12 protein-coding genes are annotated in these 17,718 nt (G+C 67.6%); 7 read left to right on the top strand and 5 right to left on the bottom strand.

From position 1 onward, the window contains the following. Positions 1-107 precede the first annotated feature (107 nt). The 3 genes from BLA60_RS16980 (at position 108) to BLA60_RS16970 (ending at position 2,325) form a co-directional block, all read left to right on the top strand. The gene (locus tag BLA60_RS16980; RefSeq protein WP_084735013.1) at positions 108-1,319 is read left to right on the top strand and encodes an AMP-binding protein; all 1,212 of its coding nucleotides are present in this window, start codon (positions 108-110) and stop codon (positions 1,317-1,319) included. 137 nt (positions 1,320-1,456) lie between these two features. Beyond that, the gene (locus BLA60_RS16975) at positions 1,457-1,999 is read left to right on the top strand and encodes a YbaB/EbfC family nucleoid-associated protein (RefSeq protein WP_154814409.1); all 543 of its coding nucleotides are present in this window, start codon (positions 1,457-1,459) and stop codon (positions 1,997-1,999) included. 20 nt (positions 2,000-2,019) lie between these two features. Further along, positions 2,020-2,325, top strand: a complete 306-nt coding sequence (locus BLA60_RS16970) for a type VII secretion target (RefSeq protein ID WP_075133861.1) — start codon at positions 2,020-2,022, stop codon at positions 2,323-2,325. Positions 2,326-2,404: 79 nt separating this feature from the next. Here BLA60_RS16970 and BLA60_RS16965 read toward each other — a convergent pair whose 3' ends face one another. Further along, on the bottom strand, positions 2,405-2,608 hold the full coding sequence (locus tag BLA60_RS16965) for a hypothetical protein (protein ID WP_075133860.1): 204 nt from the start codon (positions 2,606-2,608) through the stop codon (positions 2,405-2,407). A 93-nt stretch (positions 2,609-2,701) separates the two neighbouring features. Next, positions 2,702-3,043 carry a hypothetical protein gene (locus BLA60_RS16960; RefSeq protein ID WP_075133859.1) on the bottom strand — a complete coding sequence of 114 codons (342 nt, stop codon included), beginning with the start codon at positions 3,041-3,043 and terminating at the stop codon, positions 2,702-2,704. Between the two features lie 1,816 nt (positions 3,044-4,859). Here BLA60_RS16960 and BLA60_RS16955 point away from each other — a divergent pair. The 3 genes from BLA60_RS16955 to BLA60_RS16945 are packed head-to-tail and all read left to right on the top strand — an operon-like array spanning position 4,860 to position 8,268. Then, positions 4,860-6,554: a hypothetical protein gene (locus BLA60_RS16955; RefSeq protein ID WP_075133858.1), complete on the top strand. Its 1,695-nt coding sequence runs from the start codon at positions 4,860-4,862 to the stop codon at positions 6,552-6,554. 17 nt (positions 6,555-6,571) lie between these two features. After that, positions 6,572-7,453, top strand: coding sequence for an immunity 49 family protein (locus BLA60_RS16950; RefSeq protein WP_154814408.1), 882 nt, complete (start codon positions 6,572-6,574; stop codon positions 7,451-7,453). After that, the gene (locus BLA60_RS16945) at positions 7,450-8,268 is read left to right on the top strand and encodes a ferredoxin (RefSeq protein WP_075133856.1); all 819 of its coding nucleotides are present in this window, start codon (positions 7,450-7,452) and stop codon (positions 8,266-8,268) included. The genes BLA60_RS16950 and BLA60_RS16945 overlap by 4 nt, the downstream gene beginning before the upstream one ends. A 193-nt stretch (positions 8,269-8,461) precedes the next feature. On the opposite strand, the gene BLA60_RS16940 is transcribed toward BLA60_RS16945, so the two are convergent. After that, positions 8,462-9,238, bottom strand: a complete 777-nt coding sequence (locus BLA60_RS16940) for a hypothetical protein (RefSeq protein WP_075133855.1) — start codon at positions 9,236-9,238, stop codon at positions 8,462-8,464. A 530-nt stretch (positions 9,239-9,768) separates the two neighbouring features. On the opposite strand from BLA60_RS16940, the gene BLA60_RS16935 reads away from it, so the two are divergent. Beyond that, positions 9,769-11,946 carry a helix-turn-helix domain-containing protein gene (locus BLA60_RS16935; protein WP_075133854.1) on the top strand — a complete coding sequence of 726 codons (2,178 nt, stop codon included), beginning with the start codon at positions 9,769-9,771 and terminating at the stop codon, positions 11,944-11,946. Between the two features lie 147 nt (positions 11,947-12,093). On the opposite strand, the gene BLA60_RS16930 is transcribed toward BLA60_RS16935, so the two are convergent. Next, positions 12,094-14,646 (bottom strand): RNaseH domain-containing protein, encoded by a 2,553-nt coding sequence (locus BLA60_RS16930; protein WP_075133853.1) that lies wholly within the window; start codon positions 14,644-14,646, stop codon positions 12,094-12,096. Next, the gene (locus BLA60_RS16925; protein ID WP_245812021.1) at positions 14,646-17,651 is read right to left on the bottom strand and encodes an ATP-dependent DNA helicase; all 3,006 of its coding nucleotides are present in this window, start codon (positions 17,649-17,651) and stop codon (positions 14,646-14,648) included. Before BLA60_RS16925 ends, BLA60_RS16930 begins: the two co-directional genes overlap by 1 nt. Positions 17,652-17,718: the final 67 nt, after the last annotated feature.

Below are 17,718 nucleotides of genomic sequence, written 5' to 3'. Positions count from 1 at the left end.
TGTCGCCAGACCTTGTGCACTGTCCCCACTGCGAAAGATCCGCCGTTCCGGTCGTCGCTGTTGCCTGTTGTGGCACCGAAAACAACTCCCAGAGGATCTAGGATTTCATGCTGCGTGAAATCAGTCCTGCCGTGCCCGAAGGTCAGCCGAAGTCCACTGTGTACTCCACATTCGCGGAAGTCGTTGCGCACCACCATGATCGTGTCGCCGTCGTCGATGACGACGGGAGTCACGACTACGCTTGTCCGGCCCGCCGGGTCGGCGAGACAGCCCGTGCTCTGCGTGCCAACGGCTGCGCGCCGGGGATCCTTCGCGCCGGCGGCGCCTACCTGTCGATCGAGCCGTCGCTCCCGGCCGCCCGAGTGGCCACGATGCTGGATCTGGCGTCGGTGCCGATCGTCATCACCGACGCCGGCACCGACGTGGCGTTACCGGGGCGGGTCACCCGCCTGCGTCTCGACGGCCTTCTGGCGGGTCGTGACGACGCGCCGGACGTCGAGGTGGACCCGGCCGGGCCCGCGGTCGTGAACTTCACGTCCGGGTCGAAGGGGGTGCTGGTCGCCCACCGTGGCATCACCAGCCTGCTCCACTCGGCGGACTTCCTCGGCCTGTCGGCCGACACGGTGCTGCTCAACCCCATGTCGCCCAGCTTCGACGGGATGACGGTCGAGCTGTGGGGTCCGCCGCTGCACGGCGGCACCTGCGTGTTGTTCACCAACGACGTGCTGGCCAAGGCGTCGGTGGAGAACCTGCGGTTGCCGGTCGGCGGCGCGGCCTCGGTGGATTCGATCACCGCGACGATCAGGGAGTTCGACGTCAACGTCACGTGTGGCATGTCGACGACCCTGGTCAGGGTGGCCGATCTGCTGCTGGAGCGGGGCGAGGTCGCCGGGTCCGTCGAGTTGCTGCTGTTCGCCGGCGAGCCCCTGTTCGACGACGTCCGCACCCTGCTCGCGAAGGCGTTCCCCAACGCGGCGGTCGGCTCCCTGGGCTACGCCGCGGTCGACGGCGCCCCCGTTCCCGGCGGCGACATGCGGGTGCACGAGTCGCTGGCCCCGTACAGCCTCATCGAACTGCACGACGAGGCGACCGGCGCGCCGATCACCGAGGCCGGGGTGCCCGGCCGGCTGGTCGCCACCACCATGTCCCGTACGTTGATGCCGGTCATCCGCTGCCCCACGGTCGAATGGGTACGTTCCTCCGCGCTGGCGACCAACTCCCGCACCGGAAACTCATCGAGGTGGTCGACGAACGCCCCACCTCCTGACCGAACAAGGCCGATGGCGACGGCCCGCTCCCGTCGCCACCGGCCGCTTTGACCGTTCTTGTTTCTGACTTCTCGTCCCCTTTTCGTCGATCGGTTCGTTAGTTTGGTCGATTCTGGTGGAATTGTTGCATCGCATGGGGGATGGTGTAGGTGCTGGATGGGTTGCGCGGTGGGGGAGGCGGGGTCGTCGTGGCGAACGACATCGAGGCCAGCGAGCGGATGGTGGACGACTGGGTCCGGCAGACGCGGGAACGCGCGGAGAAGTTCCAGGCGATGGCCGAGCGCGTCGGGGAGATGTCGGTGACCGAGCGGTCCGCTGACGGATCGGTGCGGGTCACGGTCAGCTCGAAGGGGATGCTGACGGATCTGGCGATCTCTGAGGACGCCGCCGGGCAGCGGATGGCCGAGGTGTCGGCGTCGATCATGCGGACGGTGCGCCTGGCCCAGTCGAGGATCCCGGAGTTGTTGCGGCAGGCCATGACCGAGACCGTCGGCACGGACGACCAGGCCGCGAACCACATCCTCGACGAAGCCGCCAGGACCTTCCCCGAACCGCCGGAGCCGGAGCCGGACGAGGCGCTACCAGGGGAAAGGCGCTTCGATCCGGAAATCGTCGACGATCAGGAACCGGAGAATCCCCCGCCGCCGTCCCAACCCCAGCCGCCTCCTCCTCGTCGTCGTGCCCGGGACGAGGACGACGGCGACGACATGCAGGACTCGATCTTTTCGTGACCTGACAGGGGGAAGCCAGGATGGCAACGGACGGCTTTCGGATAGGGGTTGATCTCACCGCGCACTCCCAACAGCTGAAGGGGGTGATGGACGCCCTGGCCGAGGCGGCCGAGGCCGCGCGGACGGTCAGCATGCCGACCGACGCGTACGGAATTCTGTGCCAGCCGTTCCGCATGATGCTCGATCCGGTGGAGCAGAAGGGCATCGACGCGATCAACGACGCGGTCGCGGCGGCCGAGGCGGCGTCGAACGAGGTCAACGCGGCGGCGAAGGAGTACGAGAGCCGGGAAGAGACCTCCTCGATGCGGTTCAAGGAGCTCAGCTGATGCCTGACGGGAACTCTCTTGTCGAGCAGGCTCCGGAGGATTCCGACGGCCCTGGCCCGTTGACCGAGGGCAACGGTGATTACGGCTGGGCCGGCGGGATCGGTATCGCCGAGTCGGCGATGGACACGTTCAACGGGATCAGCAGCGGGAACTGGGTCGAGGGTGGGCTCGGTCTGGTGGGGTTGGCCGCCGAGGGCGCGGCGGCGGCCATTGATCCGTTCGGCTGGTTGATGTCGTCGGTGGCGTCGTTCCTGATGGAGCATGTGCAGCCGTTGAAGGACATGCTGGATTCGGTGGGTGGGGATCCGCCGGTGATCCAGTCGTATTCGGAGACGTGGGGGAATGTCTCGCGGCATCTGGCGAAGACCGAGGAGGATTACACCAAGTCGGTCGAGAAGGCGATCGGCGAGTGGGAGGGCGCGGCCCGGGAGTCGTACCTGCGGCAGTCGAGGGAGTTGACCGACGCGCTGAAGGGCGCGGCGTCGGTGAGTGGGTCGGTCAGCACCGTGACGATGATCTTCGGTGAGGTCGTCGCGTTCGTGCGGGAGCTGGTGCGGGACCTGATCGCCGATCTGGTGGGGAAGCTGATCTCGTGGGTGCTGGAGACGGTGTTCTCGCTGGGCTTCGGGACGCCGGTGGTGGTCGCGCAGGCGACAGCCGCGATCGCGAAGTGGGCGACGAAGATCGCGGACCTGCTGCGGCGGTTGACGGGGACCATCCGTCGGGTGTCTCCGTTGCTGGCGGATCTGGCCGAGGCGTTGGGGAAGGTCGCGAAGGTTTTCGGCAAGGTCGCGGGAAAGGTGACCGGCGTCAGCCCGAGCAACGTGCGACCGGGGTTTGTCCAACGGCCCGGTCGGGGTGCCGATGGGCCGGACGGTCCTGGCGGCTCTGGCGGCTCTGGCGGGTCTGGTGGGTCTGGTGGTTCTGGTTCGGATGGTGGCGGTTCCGGTTCGGAGGGCTCGGGTTCCGGCTCCGGTGGTAGCGGCTCGGGTGGTTCCAGCGGTTCCGGTTCCGGAACGGGTTCGGACACCGGTTCGGGCGGTTCCGGTTCCGGCGGTTCGGGTGGCGGTGGCACGTCGGGCGGTGGTTCGTCCGATGGTGGATCCGGTGGTGGAACCGCCTCGGGTGGCGGACCGCCCGGGCCACGGACCGGTGGGGAGACGCCGGGGGCGGCGTCGCCCAGCCCGCCCGGTTCCGGGACCGGCGGGCCGCACGGAGGAGAACACGACGGCCGTCCGGGTCAGGCCGGCCCGTCGGGCGCCGCGCCGCGAGGGGACTCGTTCAACGGGCCTGGTCCCACGGGATCACCACGTGTGGACACGCCAGGTGCCCCGTCACCGGGCAGCAGTCCGACGCCGCATGGTCCGGCTGGGGGTGCTCATGTGCCGGAGGGTGGTGTTCCGGCGAGAGGTTCGCCTGGTGGTGGGGTGCCGGGTTCGTCGGGTGGTGGTCCGGTGGCGCACGGTCCGGCTGCGGGTACCCACGTGCCGGACGGCGGTACTCCAGGTGGAGGTTCACCGGGTGGCACCACGCCCCATGGTCCGGCTGGATCCGCTCCGGGTACGGATACTCCGGTTGGCGGTGCCTCCGGTGGCCATGCGGCGGCCGGCTCCGCACCGCATGGTGGGGCGCCGGGTTCGTCGGGCGGTGGTCCGGTGGCGCACGGTCCGGCTGCGGGTACCCACGTGCCGGACGGCGGTACTCCAGGTGGAGGTTCACCGGGTGGCACCACGCCCCATGGTCCGGCTGGATCCGCTCCGGGTACGGATACTCCGGATGGCGGTGCCCCCGGTGGCCATGCGCCCGCCGGCACGGCGTCGCACGGTACGGCGCCCGGTTCACCGGGCGGACCGGCCCCATACGCGCCGCACCTGCCCGCTTCGAGTCCCCACGCTCCGGACGGTGGTTCACCCAACGCGCCGGGCCCAGGCCCCGGTTCGCCTTCCGGTGGCGCGCCGCCTGCGCCCGGCGGTCCGGCGCCGTCGCCCGATGGGCCGCCGAGGTCCCCGGACACCGCCGTCCCGGGCACAACCACCTCGGGCTCGACAATGGCCCCCGCCGGCCCGGCACCGAGCACGCCCCTGCCCACCCCACGAGGCGCCGACGCACCAGGATCGCCCGCGTCCGGTGGCGCACCGTCCGGCGGCGCACCGTCCGGTGGCGCACCGATGGGCGGCATGCCCGCCAGTCCAGGCGGCGGTCCGTCGGGTGGCGGTCCGTCGGGTGGCGGCCCGGGTCGGGGCGGTGGCCCGACCGCCGGCTGGACCGGAACCCCGGGCGGCCCCGCACCCACTCCACACACCCCCGGACGGCCTCCTGGACTGCCCGCCGCACCGCGCGCTTCGGCACCGCATGCCCCGGCACCGCGTGGCCCGGCGCCCAGCCCGAACGGCCCGTACAGCCCGAACGGCTCGCCGCCGCACACCGGCCCCAACCAGCACACCTCCGACGGCCATCCCGCCTCGACCACTCCTCCTCGTGACCCGGATCAGCCGGACTCGCCACCGGATCGGGATCCGTTACCCCCCGACCAGGTGAACCAGCGCCACGCGGACCAGACTCCGGCCGGTAGCTCCTACCACCGTGGCGACCCGGAGATGGGTGACCTGCCGCACCGGGTGCAGCCGGATCCCGACGGCCGCTACACCGTGGACGTGCATGTCACGCCCGAGGGAAACGCCAGGATCGGCGGGCGGGACTACACACCGGAGGAGTTCGCCGAGGTCCTGCGCCGCAACGGCGACTACGACGGCCGCCCGATCCGTCTGATCGGTTGCGACGCCGGCTCGAACGACTTCGCCCGCCGGCTCTCGCGTGATCTGGACACCGAGGTCCTGGCACCGAGCAAGCCGGCCTGGACCGACTCCAACGGCCGCGTGTTCTCCTCCGACTACGACATCGGCCCGGACGGCAGAACACAACCCCGAATCCCGCCGAACGGCGAGTGGTCCACCCACAGCCCCGACGGCACCCACACCCGCACCGGCGACGACGCCTTCACTCCCGACACCCCCGACTCCGCCAAACACGACGTCGACGCGGACAGCAGTCGTGCCCGTGGTGACGAGGACGCCTCCGAGCGTGAACGTGTACGCCGGGAGGTTGAGCGGCATCTCGAGGTGCTGAATGATCCGGACGCGCCGAGAACACGCCCGGACGAGTACCGCAAGGCCAAGGAGTTCTACCAGGAACACTGGCGTGGCTTTGACAGCACGGAACCTGTCGTTCAGCGGCACAGTGAGGCCACGAGAGTGAGGGACTCGGACGTGCCCGCGCCCATTCTGGGTCGCGACAGGGACGGAAACCTCTATGTCAAGGAGGAGATCAAGGCTGAGCCACCGGACTTCGATGACACGCGGCGACGAGTGTTGGACGAGCAGGAGCGCGGGACGAGCTCCAGGTCGGACAGCACCGACTCGAGTCGCGGGGAGTCCGAGAGCGGCGATGGACCGCAGGATTCCCGACCAACAGCGGACGACTCGGTTCCGGAGCGGCCTTCCACGGAGCGCTGGGACGCGGAGAGCAGAGAACGAGTTGATCGTGCCATCGAGGAGCGACGCGCCGCCATCACCGAGCGCGACAGCCATCCGGAGAAATCCGACGAATGGCGTAGGGAGCACGCCGTCGTCACCACCAGGGGTGACGCACTGGGTGAGATCGCTGCCGATCACGGGCTTCGCCATGAGCTGCACCGGCAGTTCGGCGGATCGGACAATATCGAGATCCGGGATCGCGGCGATGGCAGGCTGGAAATCTTCGACACGGATAAGAACGAGGTCGTCGGTACGGCGGAGAGACGCTTTCCGAAGGAGGATCCGGCTGGTGACGGCGGATCCGGATCCGCTGACGACAACGGTAGCAGTTCAGATGGTCAAGACAAGAAGAAGGACAAGCGCTATCAGTTCGATCAGGTTTGGGAGGTCAAGAGTCCTGGTCCGCCAGAAATAACGACCTACGAGGTGGTGGAGGCCAAGGCTCCCAGTGGTTCGCACGCGCAGCGCGAGCTTCCGAACGGCACTGTGGTGAAGCAGTGTCGCAGGGACTACTATGACGACACCGTTCAACACATGAGGAACAGTGCTGACCCAGAGGTGCGTGCTCTCGGTCGTGACCTTGAGAAGGCTGCAAAGGGGAGTCGGGTGAACTACTGGGAAGCGCGAGCACGTGTTCGAAACGAAGGCGGCGTTGATGTGTACGATGGTGTTGGGTATCGGCCTGTGAAAATGTAGGTCGTGAGTATGATTGGTTGACCAAGGGATATGTGATGCGAACGATTTCTCGACATGATATTGACGTTGAGTTCTCCCGGGTGAGGTGTGGTGAATACACGGAAGATCTGGACGAGAGTCTTGTTGAGGAGAATGTCGACTCGCGCGACCTGCATGGGATCCAGCGGGACTCGTTGATGATCGCCAAGTTTCGCACCGTTGACGATCCTACGGTGGCCGAGAGTGAGACGCAGCGGTATGTCGAACTGGCATCAGCGGCCAGCTTGGCGAAATTTGTCGCTGTCGAGCCATTGTCCGATGGGTACGGCGTGGATCTTGGTGGTCGAAAGATCACAGTGCAAGAATCGACGCCTGATATTCATCACGATGTCGACAATTGGCTGACGGCACTCTGGCTCGCGGTCGTGTGTCGCAACGAGGAACGTATTCAGCGACTGGCCACGGTTTCTGTCGACAACGTGCTTCGTGTGGCCGGCCCGGAGTACGACGACTTCATGTACTCCTGGGTCGACGCGCTGCAACGGTACTTCCGGAACGAAGACGTGCAGCAGTCCTTCGTGTCGGCCATCGAGGGCACCGCGCCGGAACGGATCCGAATCTCTTCGGAGTCGATCGTGTTGCGCCTGCTGTATCCGCCGATCGAGATGATGTACCGGGTTCTGGACCGTGACGAAGCGGGCTTCAATGCTTCGCTGGCCAGTGCTCTCGATCTTCACCGGGCTTACTGGTCGACGCGGGACAACGCGGACGACCCGGACGGTTTCATAGCCCTCGCGCCGCTCGGGGTCGCGGTTCTTGCGAAGCAAGCAGGTCTGCGGATCGACGTGCGGTCGGAATACATTCCGGAGCACCTGCTGCTCGGTGACTGGATTTCCGTCGGCGAGCCGGGATCCGAATGACCGGACCCGGATTCCTCGACCCGCGGTGGCAGCGGCTGATCGGCCAGATCGGCCAGGCCGCCCTCGCCGGGGCGCCGATTGGTTGGCGCCAGCTGAGGGTGGAGTACCGGGCCGCTGGGCGGCACATCGAGGTCGATGTCCAGCTCACCGGACCGGACGGCGTTCCCCGTCCGGCGCGTCCGGATCCCGTGGTGGTGCAGCTGCTCGGCACGTTGCGGACCGCGATGTACCAGCCGGGCCGTGGTACGTGGCTGGCCGCCGTTCTCGTGTTCACGCCGGCCGGGCCGCCCGCGACGGAGTTCGTGATCGACGTGGAGCCGCGGTGGCGTCGGGTGCCGCCGCCGGTCGGGTTCGCGGACGAGTTGCGGTTCTTTCCTCGTGACGACCGGTTCGTTCCGGAGTGGTTGCGGGCACGGGTCACCGGGACGGCACAGTCGGCTGACGAGTACGGGATGCGGCAGCCGAGGGTGTACGACGGACTCGCGCCGGACGGCAGGCCACTGGTCAACCGGCCGGTTCTGCTGGCGGCTGAGCGTGATCGGATCCTTGACTACCTCGGCAACGCGCCCGTGGTGCTGGCGGCGCGGAGCTATGACGTCGACGCGTTCGCTCCGGACCGGGAGCCGGCGGTGCCGCTGAACTTCCGCACGGACGGTGTCTGGGTGTGGCCAGGTTCGGTGGTCCACTACCTGCGCGAACACAACGTTCCGCCCGACCCGGATCTGGTCAGTCACATTCGTCACCGTCAGTTCGTCGTGCCCGAGGTTGACGAGCCGACCAGGGAACTCGCCGTCGCCGCGATCATCGGACTCTGACGACACGGGAAAGCGGAGTGGCACACCCGTACGAAGGGACGAGGCTCGCACCTCATCCACGAGGCGGGTTGCGACTCCGTGTTCGTGACGCTCGGTGACGCGGCTGGACGGATTCCCGGAGCGGATCCCCAGCTCGACCGCGCCGACGTACTCGGCGCGACGGGCCCCTCCGCGACGCCGACGAGCTGAGCCGTCAGCCCACGGCGGGGAGCCAGCCGATGCCGTAGGACTTGGCGGGCTCCAGGTCGTCGAACGCGGTGTGGACCTCGTTCGTGCTGTCCAGTTCGAGCAGTGGGCGGGCGGGTGTCGGGTCATCGGCCTCCATGGAGAACTCGCCGTCGATCCGCCACACGCGCACGGGCGGTCGCCCGCGCCTGAACCGCGCCTGGAGGTCGAAATGGGCGCACGGGTAGACCGGAGTGCAGACGTAGAAGGGAGACATGCGTTCGAGGCGCATTCGCAGTGTGAACTCGTGCTCGTCGTCGGTGTCCAGCACCCGGGGTGGCCGGAGCCGGAACGCGACCCGGTTCCTCGCGATCCGCGTGGTCGACTGGACCTCGCCGCCGCTGACGACGTCGATGCCGTGCTCCGGCAGCACCATTGGATGCACTCCGTCGACCGGGTTCACCGTCATGGAATGGTCGATCTCGGCCAGGCCGAACTGGTGGCTGCGGATGCGCCGGGTCTCGAATACCTCGATCTCGGGCTGACCGAGCACGAGCTGGACCGACAACGACACGGTGTGCCAGGGCGGTTCCTCCCGACGTACCGGCGCGGGCCTGTCCACGCTGAGTAGTTCGGCGATACGGTCGACGACTTCATCCGCCCTCCGCTGCGTGGTGCGGACGTCCCGCTCGATGACCTTGCTGTGCGTCGCGAGCCGGGCGATGTATTTCGCGTCCGCCGGACCGTCGAAACCAAAGGTGGCACGTGCGATGTCGCGTTGTGCGGGCGGCAGCCGTTCGACCACCTCACCAAGCCTGCGGACCACCTTCTCGTTTGCGATCCCAGGGAGGTCGGACGGGAGCACACCGCACGCCTCTCGCAGGGAGAACCCGATTCTTGCCGACATCCTCGGCTCCTGGACACCACGGCCTCTCCGCAGCATCTTGAGATCGTCGACCAGTGCGGCGGATTCCGGGTGCACGTCCGGCGCCTCCCCTTCGACTCTGACGTCGAAGTCGGAGTCTACGCAGCCGAGAGGTTCCAGGGAAGTGCAGACACGCTGTTCCGGGGGTTTCCTGTCGAAGGAAACAGTCCTGGTCGGCGAGTGTTTTCCGTGTTGTGTTCTTTGGTCAACAGGAAACCTATTCCGGTGGTGCCGGTCCACGTGGAGCATCGATATGTGCCAGGCGTTGATTCCTGAAAGAGAGGGCCGAAAGTGCACACACACCTCATCCTGCTCGGTATCCTGGGTATGCTGATCGGCTGATCCGCTGTTCCGGTCGGCGGCGACCCCGCCGACCGGAACAATTCCGCTGAGACGGGACACGTCACGACATGAACGAGTTCGGTGCCGAGCTGAAGCGCCTCCGTTTGTCCAGAGGTATGTCGCTCACGGCAATGGAGAAGGCCATTCATTTCACCAAGGGGTACCTGAGCAAGGTGGAAAACGGGAAGGTCCGCGTCAACCGGAAACTTGCGGAGACATGCGACACTTTTTTCGAGGCCAAGGGTGAACTGGTCGCGCTCGCTGACGCGTCGACCCCCCGCAGCTCCCGGCCGCTCGTCGGGCTGCCGAAGGGGACGGGCAAGTTCGTCGGCAGGCAGGACGAGCTGCGCCTGCTTTCCAGCAAACTTCTCGGCACCACCAGCCCGGTCCTGGTGCTGCACGGCATGGCCGGAGTGGGAAAGACCGGTCTTGCGGTACGCGTCGCCCACGAGGTCGCGGAGTACTTCCCTGACGGTTGCCTGTTCTTCGACCTCCACGGGCACACGCCGGAGACCACCGCGCTCACCTCGTCCGAGGTGATGTACCGGATGCTCGTCCTCATGGAGGTACCTGGCGACCGGATCCCACCGGATGTCGACGGCCGGGCGAACCTGCTGCAGGACTGCCTCCGCGACACCCGGACACTCTTCGTCCTCGACAACGTACGTGATGTCCGCCAGCTCGACCGGCTGATCCCGGACGCCGAGGGGTGCCGGACGATCGTCACCAGCCGCAGGCGGCTGCCAACACTCGACGAGGCATGGCACCTTCTGGTAGGGCTGCTCGACGAACCGGACGCAGTGTGTCTGTTCGGCGCGGTGGCCGCCGAGCACACTCCCCGGGACGAGGACGTGGTGCGGGCGATAGTGAACCAGTGCGGCAGGCTGCCGCTCGCGGTGCGGATCGCGGCCGCGCGGTTCGTCCACGGCGGCTGGAGTGCGACGGACTTCCGCGACCGGCTGTCGGACGAGGCGGGCCGGCTTCTCGCCCTCGAGGACGGCGCGCAGAGCGTGGCCGCGGCGTTCGCGCTGTCCTACCGCACCATGCCGGAGCCGGAACGCCGGATGTTCGGTCTGCTGGCGCTGCACCCAGGCAACCGGGCGGAGATCGCGTCGGTCCACGCGCTCGCAGGTGTGGGACGTGCGGAGGCGGACCGAAGGGTCGATCGCCTCCACGACGCCAACCTCCTGAACAGGGACCCCGATGGCCACGTGGAGCTGCATGACCTCGTGCGCGCGTTCTCCGCAAGGCACGCACTGTCCGACATCGACAGCGATGATCAGGACGCGGCGGCGGAACGGCTCGTGGAGCATGTGCTGGCGCGCGTGACAGCCGCTGACGAACTGATCGAACCGTACCGGTACCGGCCGGCCGGTACCGGTACGTCCGGCGAGCGTCCCTTCGACGGACCTCAGGCCGCCCTGGCCTGGCTGCGTGCCGAGTGGCCGGTCGTGGTGGAGATCGTCGAGGTCGCGGCCTCGCGAAGGCTGCATCGGGCCTGCTGGCAGCTCGCATACGTCATGCGTGCCTTCTTCTACCGGGACAAGCATTTCGACGCGTGGGTCCGGACCCACCGAGCGGCGCTCGCCGCCGCGGAGACGAGCGGTGACCTCAAGGCCACGGGCATGATCCTCAACAACCTCGGTATGGCTCATCTCGAGCTGAGCGACGTGGCAGGTGCTGCCGCCTACCACGAGCAGGCACAGGCACGCTTCGCTCTGGCGGGCGACGAGCGCGGCCGCATCGACGCGTTGTCGAGCCGGGCCTGGGCGGTGCTGTACCAGGGAGACCCGGAGTCGGCGGTGCGGGATCTGACCACCGCGCTGGCCGTCTACCGCCGCGACGAGCGTATCCGCAACGTGGTCATCGCGTTACGCGGCATTGCCATCGCCTTGACCGCGCTGGACAGGTTCGACGAGGCACTCGTTCACGCCGAGCAGGCACGTTCGCTGGCGCAGCTGCCGTTGGATGTCCTCATGTCCGTCAACTGCGTCGCGTGGATCCACTTCCGCGCCGGACGGCTGAACAACGCGGCCGACTTCTACCAGCGAGCCGCCGAAATCGCCGGGCTCGCTGAAGAGAGTGACTACGAACACGCCAGGGCATGCACCGGTCTCGGCAACATCGCCGCGCGCCGAGGCGACCGTCGGACGGCGGAACGGTGGTGGTCCGAAGCTGACGAACACCAGGTGGACCTAAACCCTCTGACGCTCGGCGAGGCCGTGATCCGGTCCGAAGAATTCTGACGTCGCGGCGAAACCCGCATCGTCGTGGTGAATCCGGAGGGCGAGGCGAACCGTCTCGAGCCCGTCCAGCTGAACGATCAGAGCCCAGCCCGGCACTCGACCGCCAAGAACGGGAACAGGATAGTCGGTCCTTCCTCGACCGTGGTGTCACTGGCGTTCGCTTTCCTCGTAGTCGGTCTCGTCGTCCCAGTCGACCGTACGGCGGTACTGGGGGTGATCGCGGTCCATCAGGGCAGCCAGATGCACAGGAGCGGGATATCTGGTCCTCCCGTCCCAGGAGACTGCGTGGTGGCACAGTCGGGCCGCGGCGACAGCATGCCGTTCCGGGTCGGTCTCCGCGCCGATAACCAGGATCTCGGTGGTGGTGTGCGCATACCAGGTGTGTCGGCCGGTCTGCGTGTCCGCCGACCATCGGCTGTGCTGAGCACCCAGGCGCCTGGTCCGTTTCTCCCCGCTCCACTGGCGGGGGATGTTGGACAGGATCCAGGTGCTCGTGGATCCGTTGAGCCGGAACAGGGCGCTGGTCGTGCTGGTTGTTGTGTGTCCGGCCACGTCGCGCACCTCGACCGGGCGGGGTAGGTCGCGGGTTCCCGACGTTACCCGGACCACCGCGAGAGGGCGGTGGCACGGTTCGAGAGTCCAGCCGGGCAGAGCCGGACGGCCGTCGACCCGGCCCGCCGCGTCCGGTTCGCGGTCGAGGTTCTTGTTGGCCAACAATGGCCACAGTGATCTGGAACTGTCCCCGGACGCCATCAGCACGTAGCCCATGCCTGGGGCGAGATGCGAACGCAGGGCGCCAAGCGCGGTGTCGATGGCCTCGACCAGGGCCGTGTCCTGACGCTTCCCCTCGGACAACCGGGTCGCGCGGAACGCGGCGTTCACGGTGGAGTAGTCGTGCCAGCCGGTCTCGAGGCCGGTCTTCGACTGCTCGTCGGCCTGGTACGCGAGAGTCCGCCAGTGGTTGCCATCGGGGATCATGGCGACCAGTGCCCAGCTCAGTTTCGGCGTACCGCTTCGCCACATCTCCCCGCGTTGGGCGCGCACGTGCAAACCGACATACGTGATCGCCTTGTCGACATCGGGTCGCTTGAACGAGAGCGCCTCCGTCAGCCTGGGATGGACGAGGCCCGCCAACCGGAAGAGGTCGGCCAGGGCGCTGTGGCCCGCGTGGTCCTTGGCCGGGTCCTCCACCTGTGGCGCTGTCACCAGGAACTGGGCAAGGACACCATGCCCGGCGAGCATGCGGCTGACGTCCGGCTTCGCGTCGTCATCTCGCTTCTTGCCGTCGTACTCGGTCTCGCACAGGGCCAGCACCCGCGTGCCGTCCGGCGCCTCGTGCATCACCAGATCGGGCATCCCTCCTCGCGTCTGGCGGTCCCCGTGGGCAAGGAACTCTGAGGCGTGGTGGAACACGACCTCCACGTGGGAGTGCACCCCGACAAGGGTGTCCTCGGGGATACCGTCGGCGAGGTCGCCACGGGAGAAGTGGTAGGCGAGCAACCGCTGCACCCGCGTGCGGGTGCCTTGGGTGCTGTAGAGGACGAGCAGACGCAGTCGCTCCGCGCCGGACGCCTTGATGACCGAAGGGAGACCGCCCTCATCGAGCAGGTCGACGTCACGGCCTTTGTCGACCTTCCGGTGCGCTTGCCTCGAGAACAGGTGACTTACCCTGCTGGCGCTCACATTCGACTCCCCGAGCACACCGGCGGCATGGTGGGCCAGCTCGCGCACGGTGTACATGCCCACTCCGCGGCCGATGGGAAACCGCATGGACTTGCGCACCAGCGCCCGCAACCGATCGGGTGGCCCTGACAGGGCGAGTTCTCCTTGACCGAGAAGGCGCTCTCCGCGAAGCCGGTGCGCGACCGACAACGCGGTCATGCTCGTCTTCTCGATACTGTTCTGCCCGCGCTCGACCGCGAGGCAGAGCAACGGGTCGTCTTCGTGTCGTGGGGCCAGCCAGGCACTGCGTGCGCCCCGCAGTTCCCAACTCAACCGGGACACACCGGGGTCGAGCACGAGAATCGGTGTCCGCACGCCCGGCATCGTCTTCATCTGCAGCCGGATCCGGAGCGCCGCGTAGTTGACGACGCCGTCCTTCCACGGCGATGACCACAGGGTGTCACGCTCCCACACCAGAAGGTTCCCATCGGTGTCGGCTCGAAGGCGCACGTCTCTGCCGTCGACTCGCCAGACCGCTTTCGACAGCAGGCGGGCCGCTTCCCAGGTCGCGGCGTCGTACACCCAGTTCGGCGCGTCCGGCTGGTCGCCGTGGAAACGTATCCGGTCAGCCAACGCCACTTCCTCGACCACGCTGTCGACGACGAGATCGGCCAGGTCACTGGAGTACCCGAAGTCGATGTCGCTGTCCCGCACGCCGTCCAACGCTTGTTCCCAGAGTACGACGGCGTCATGGAGGTCACGGGGATCCAGACGTCTACTGGAAATCAGCAACTTCGGTGCCAGACTCCTGCTGGTGGGGAACAGGTTCACGCTGGCGCCGCTGTAGGCGCGCAACGCGGTGGCCAGGCCCGAGTACGGAAGATTCACGTTGTGGTGTACCCGTTCCCGGAAACGGCTCCGCATCCGCTCCCACGCGCGCCCGGTTCCGTCGGGCAGCCAGTGGAGGTGGGCGGAGCCGTGCAGCACGCTGGTCAGCGGGTACGCTAGCAGCGCCAGTTCCTTGTTGGCGGTAGTCATCAGATCTCCTTGTCGATGCCGGCGAAGTCCAACCAGGACGTGAGGGTCGTTCCGTAGACGCGCTCCAGACCGCGTCGCTGGGAAGGCGAGAGGCTCGCGATGTAGTAGCGCAGCAGGCCAGGGATGTCGGTGCCGTGCTTCGGATCGTGGAAAGCCCCGTCCACCAGGTACAACTCGACCGAAGTGCCGCCGCGACGGGCCCGGCCCGCGAGCTGGATCATGTCGACGAGCATCCCGGCGACAGCCTCGGCTTTGAGCTCCCTGCTGAGCCTGCTGAACCGTGGATCGCTGGTGAGGATGTGGAACAGCCGGCGGAATGCGCGCGTGCGCTGCATGGTCCACATCCCCACCGGGTCGACGGACGCCTCGTCCGAACCGAGCGCGTACGCGTTGACGCTGGCGAACAGTTCGGCGGACTCGGTGATACCGGTCGGCGGACGCACACAAACCCACACCGAGGCCAGCGCGGAACGCTGATCGTCGGGCACGAGGATGTTCAGTCCACGTGCGACCAGGCTCAGCGGAGCGATACAGACCTTGACGTTCTTGTGCTTGCGTGGCAATGACTCGAGCTCGTCAATGGTCAGGGTGACGACTTTCTCCGGCAGCACGGTCAACGGTGGCGGGCCGGAGCGGGGGACGACAACGGCCACCCAGCCCGGGTCGGCGCACCGGCTCACGATCCCGGCGGCGAGCAGGGCGGCGTGACGGTAGGAGTTGCCGACCAGCATGCAGAGCTCGCGATCTTTGTCGTTGGCCGCGAGATAGCACAGGTGAGCGTCGAGATGCTGGTCCCACAGCCGTGCGCCGAGATCGCGGATGGCCGGCGTCTTCCCGGACTCCGATAGACCGCCGATGCGGATGGTCGTCTGCGAATGTTCGTCCTGAGCCTCCCCGGCGAGCGTGGTGAAGGCGCCTCGGTCGGCGTCGGTCATCGAGTAGGTGATGTCCGCGCGGACGTGCTCACGGGCCGCGCCAGGGAAGTAGACGGTCGCGGACAGCCCCAGCACCACCCTCTCCACACCCGCCGCGGCCAGCGCGACCGTGCCACCCAACTGGGCGATGGTGGTGTGGGGGTCGCCCCCGAGGGCCTGCACGGACAGCGTCCCGCCGGGCTGGGGGTCGTCGACCCGGTCCACCCGGAATCCAAACAGCAGGTAGCCGAGCGGGCCGTACGGAATCGCCTGGTGCTGAGCCACTGTCCCCAACTGCTCGGCGAGGACCCGAGCGGCGGGCATCTCGGCGCCTGGTGCGGCGACCGCGTAGGTGAGCCTGGTCAATGCCTGGTGCAGGGCACCCAGCCAGGTACGCACGAGCAGCACGTTGACCACCTCGCGGCGGTCGTCCTCGTGCTCGACCTGCTCGGCCACGAGGCCGTGGAGCCGGTGCCGGATCTCTCGGATCTGATCCTGGGCGGAGTCGTTGCTGACGGCCAGGGTCAGTTGGTCGGCTATCCCGCGCAGCCACTCGGGCAGCAGTGGGGCCTGGGCGCCTCGGCTGTCCGGGAAGAGCGCGTTGAACTGTTCGTACACCGTCTCGGGTGCCGGCTCGGCCCGAGCATCGTCGATCCCGAACAAGTGCTTGAGCACCAGCGCGTCGCGAGAACCTGGGAGGTGCCACCCCGAGTCGCCTCTCTCGTCGGCGAGCCTGCGCTTGCCATTGGCCTGCGGACGAGCATCCTTCAACCACATTTCGCCTTCCAGTACGTAGTTGAGGAACTGGTCGGCCAGGAACCGGGTTCGCGTGAGCGGTGGCACGACGTCCCGGTCCTCCGCGGGCAGCAGCCTGATCCTTTCGGCGTCCAAATGGACCAGCGGCAGGTCGATCGCCGTCCCACTGGCCGCGAGCATGAGCTGTCTGGCCCCGGCGTCGAACATGCCGCTCTGCATGTGGTCCACCTCGTCGATCAGCAGCACGGCGCACTTGCGCAACAGGAACTCCTGCACCGACACGCGGTTCAGTACGGTGCCGTCGATGAGTACCGGCACCGGGATGGTCCCGTGCATGAGGTTGTGGTGGTTGGTGACCACGATGTCGGCCGCGGCCCCGGCGCGCAGCCCCCGGTGTCGGTCGCACACCCCCAGATGTGGGCATGCGTGTCTCAGGGCAGGCCTGCGCTTGTGGTCGACGGGCTCCACCAGCGATCGCAGTATGGTGCAGGGCTCGTCCTTGGGCACAGGCTGGGGCCCGTCGACCACCGACGCGGCGAGGGAGCAGCCGTACCCGAAGGTGTCGAACCGATTCCACTGCCCGTCGTCGGCCGCCTGGGCAGCCTTCTCGGCGAGTCGACGCGGTGAGACCAGCGTGGCGCAGCGGAGCGCGACGCCCAGTGCCTCCAGATCTTCGTTGATCTCCTCGGTGGTCTTCGTGGCCCCGTCCACTCGGCCGGCGACGATCCCGACCGGGACGCCGGCCCGGGCGAGGTGAATCGCGAGGAGGCCGATGAGAACGGACTTGCCGACCCCGGTTGGCGCGTTGAGCAAGCGGATACCGCCCGCCTTGAGAAGGAGTTTCCGCACGGGGACGTCCTCGTCGCTCCGCAGCCCGTCGAACAGCTTGGCGAGGACACCGAGCCGCCATGGAGGTTTGCCCGTATTGCGGGAGATCTCCTTGACCAGTCCCTCCAACGCGTCGCGGGTGACAGTCACGTCCTCTACCGCGGGGGTGGTGTTGAGCACGATGGGGTCAATGACCGCGTCCTTCACCGTCACAGGAAGCTCCACGACGGACTCCCTCCGCCAACCGAAACCCCAGCGTCCGGGGCCCGCGCCGGGTAGTGGCCGCCTGCCCTCCAGGTACTTCTTCTCGGCTTCCTCCATCAGGCGGGCCGCGAGGTCCAGCGGGTGCTGTCCGTGTCGAGCCACGACTGACCTGACCTCGCTGTCGGGGACGTCCGCCGGGAGTTCGTAGGAGCTGTCAGGATCCGAGCGCAGTGTCTGGGCCATGTCCCTGAACCGGCGGTGTGAGCCGATCTCGTTGGGTCGGACCCGCAGGAACCTGCCCACCAACCGTCGCGTCTCCTTTGGCTGCTTGGCCCAGTCCCGCCACAGGTCGATCCGCCCGGCGGCCACC

It is taken from the genome of Actinophytocola xinjiangensis (assembly GCF_001921215.1).
Taxonomy (GTDB): domain Bacteria; phylum Actinomycetota; class Actinomycetes; order Mycobacteriales; family Pseudonocardiaceae; genus Actinophytocola; species Actinophytocola xinjiangensis.
This window is presented reverse-complemented; position numbering and strand designations above follow the sequence as displayed.

Coding starts and splice junctions, on each gene's coding strand:
- BLA60_RS16980 (WP_084735013.1), top strand. CDS start 108: ATGCTGCGTGAAATCAGTCCTGCCGTGCCCGAAGGTCAGCCGAAGTCC.
- BLA60_RS16970 (WP_075133861.1), top strand. CDS start 2,020: ATGGCAACGGACGGCTTTCGGATAGGGGTTGATCTCACCGCGCACTCC.
- BLA60_RS16965 (WP_075133860.1), bottom strand. CDS start 2,608: ATGTCCTTCAACGGCTGCACATGCTCCATCAGGAACGACGCCACCGAC.
- BLA60_RS16960 (WP_075133859.1), bottom strand. CDS start 3,043: ATGGTCCCCGTCAACCGCCGCAGCAGGTCCGCGATCTTCGTCGCCCAC.
- BLA60_RS16945 (WP_075133856.1), top strand. CDS start 7,450: ATGACCGGACCCGGATTCCTCGACCCGCGGTGGCAGCGGCTGATCGGC.
- BLA60_RS16935 (WP_075133854.1), top strand. CDS start 9,769: ATGAACGAGTTCGGTGCCGAGCTGAAGCGCCTCCGTTTGTCCAGAGGT.
- BLA60_RS16930 (WP_075133853.1), bottom strand. CDS start 14,646: ATGACTACCGCCAACAAGGAACTGGCGCTGCTAGCGTACCCGCTGACC.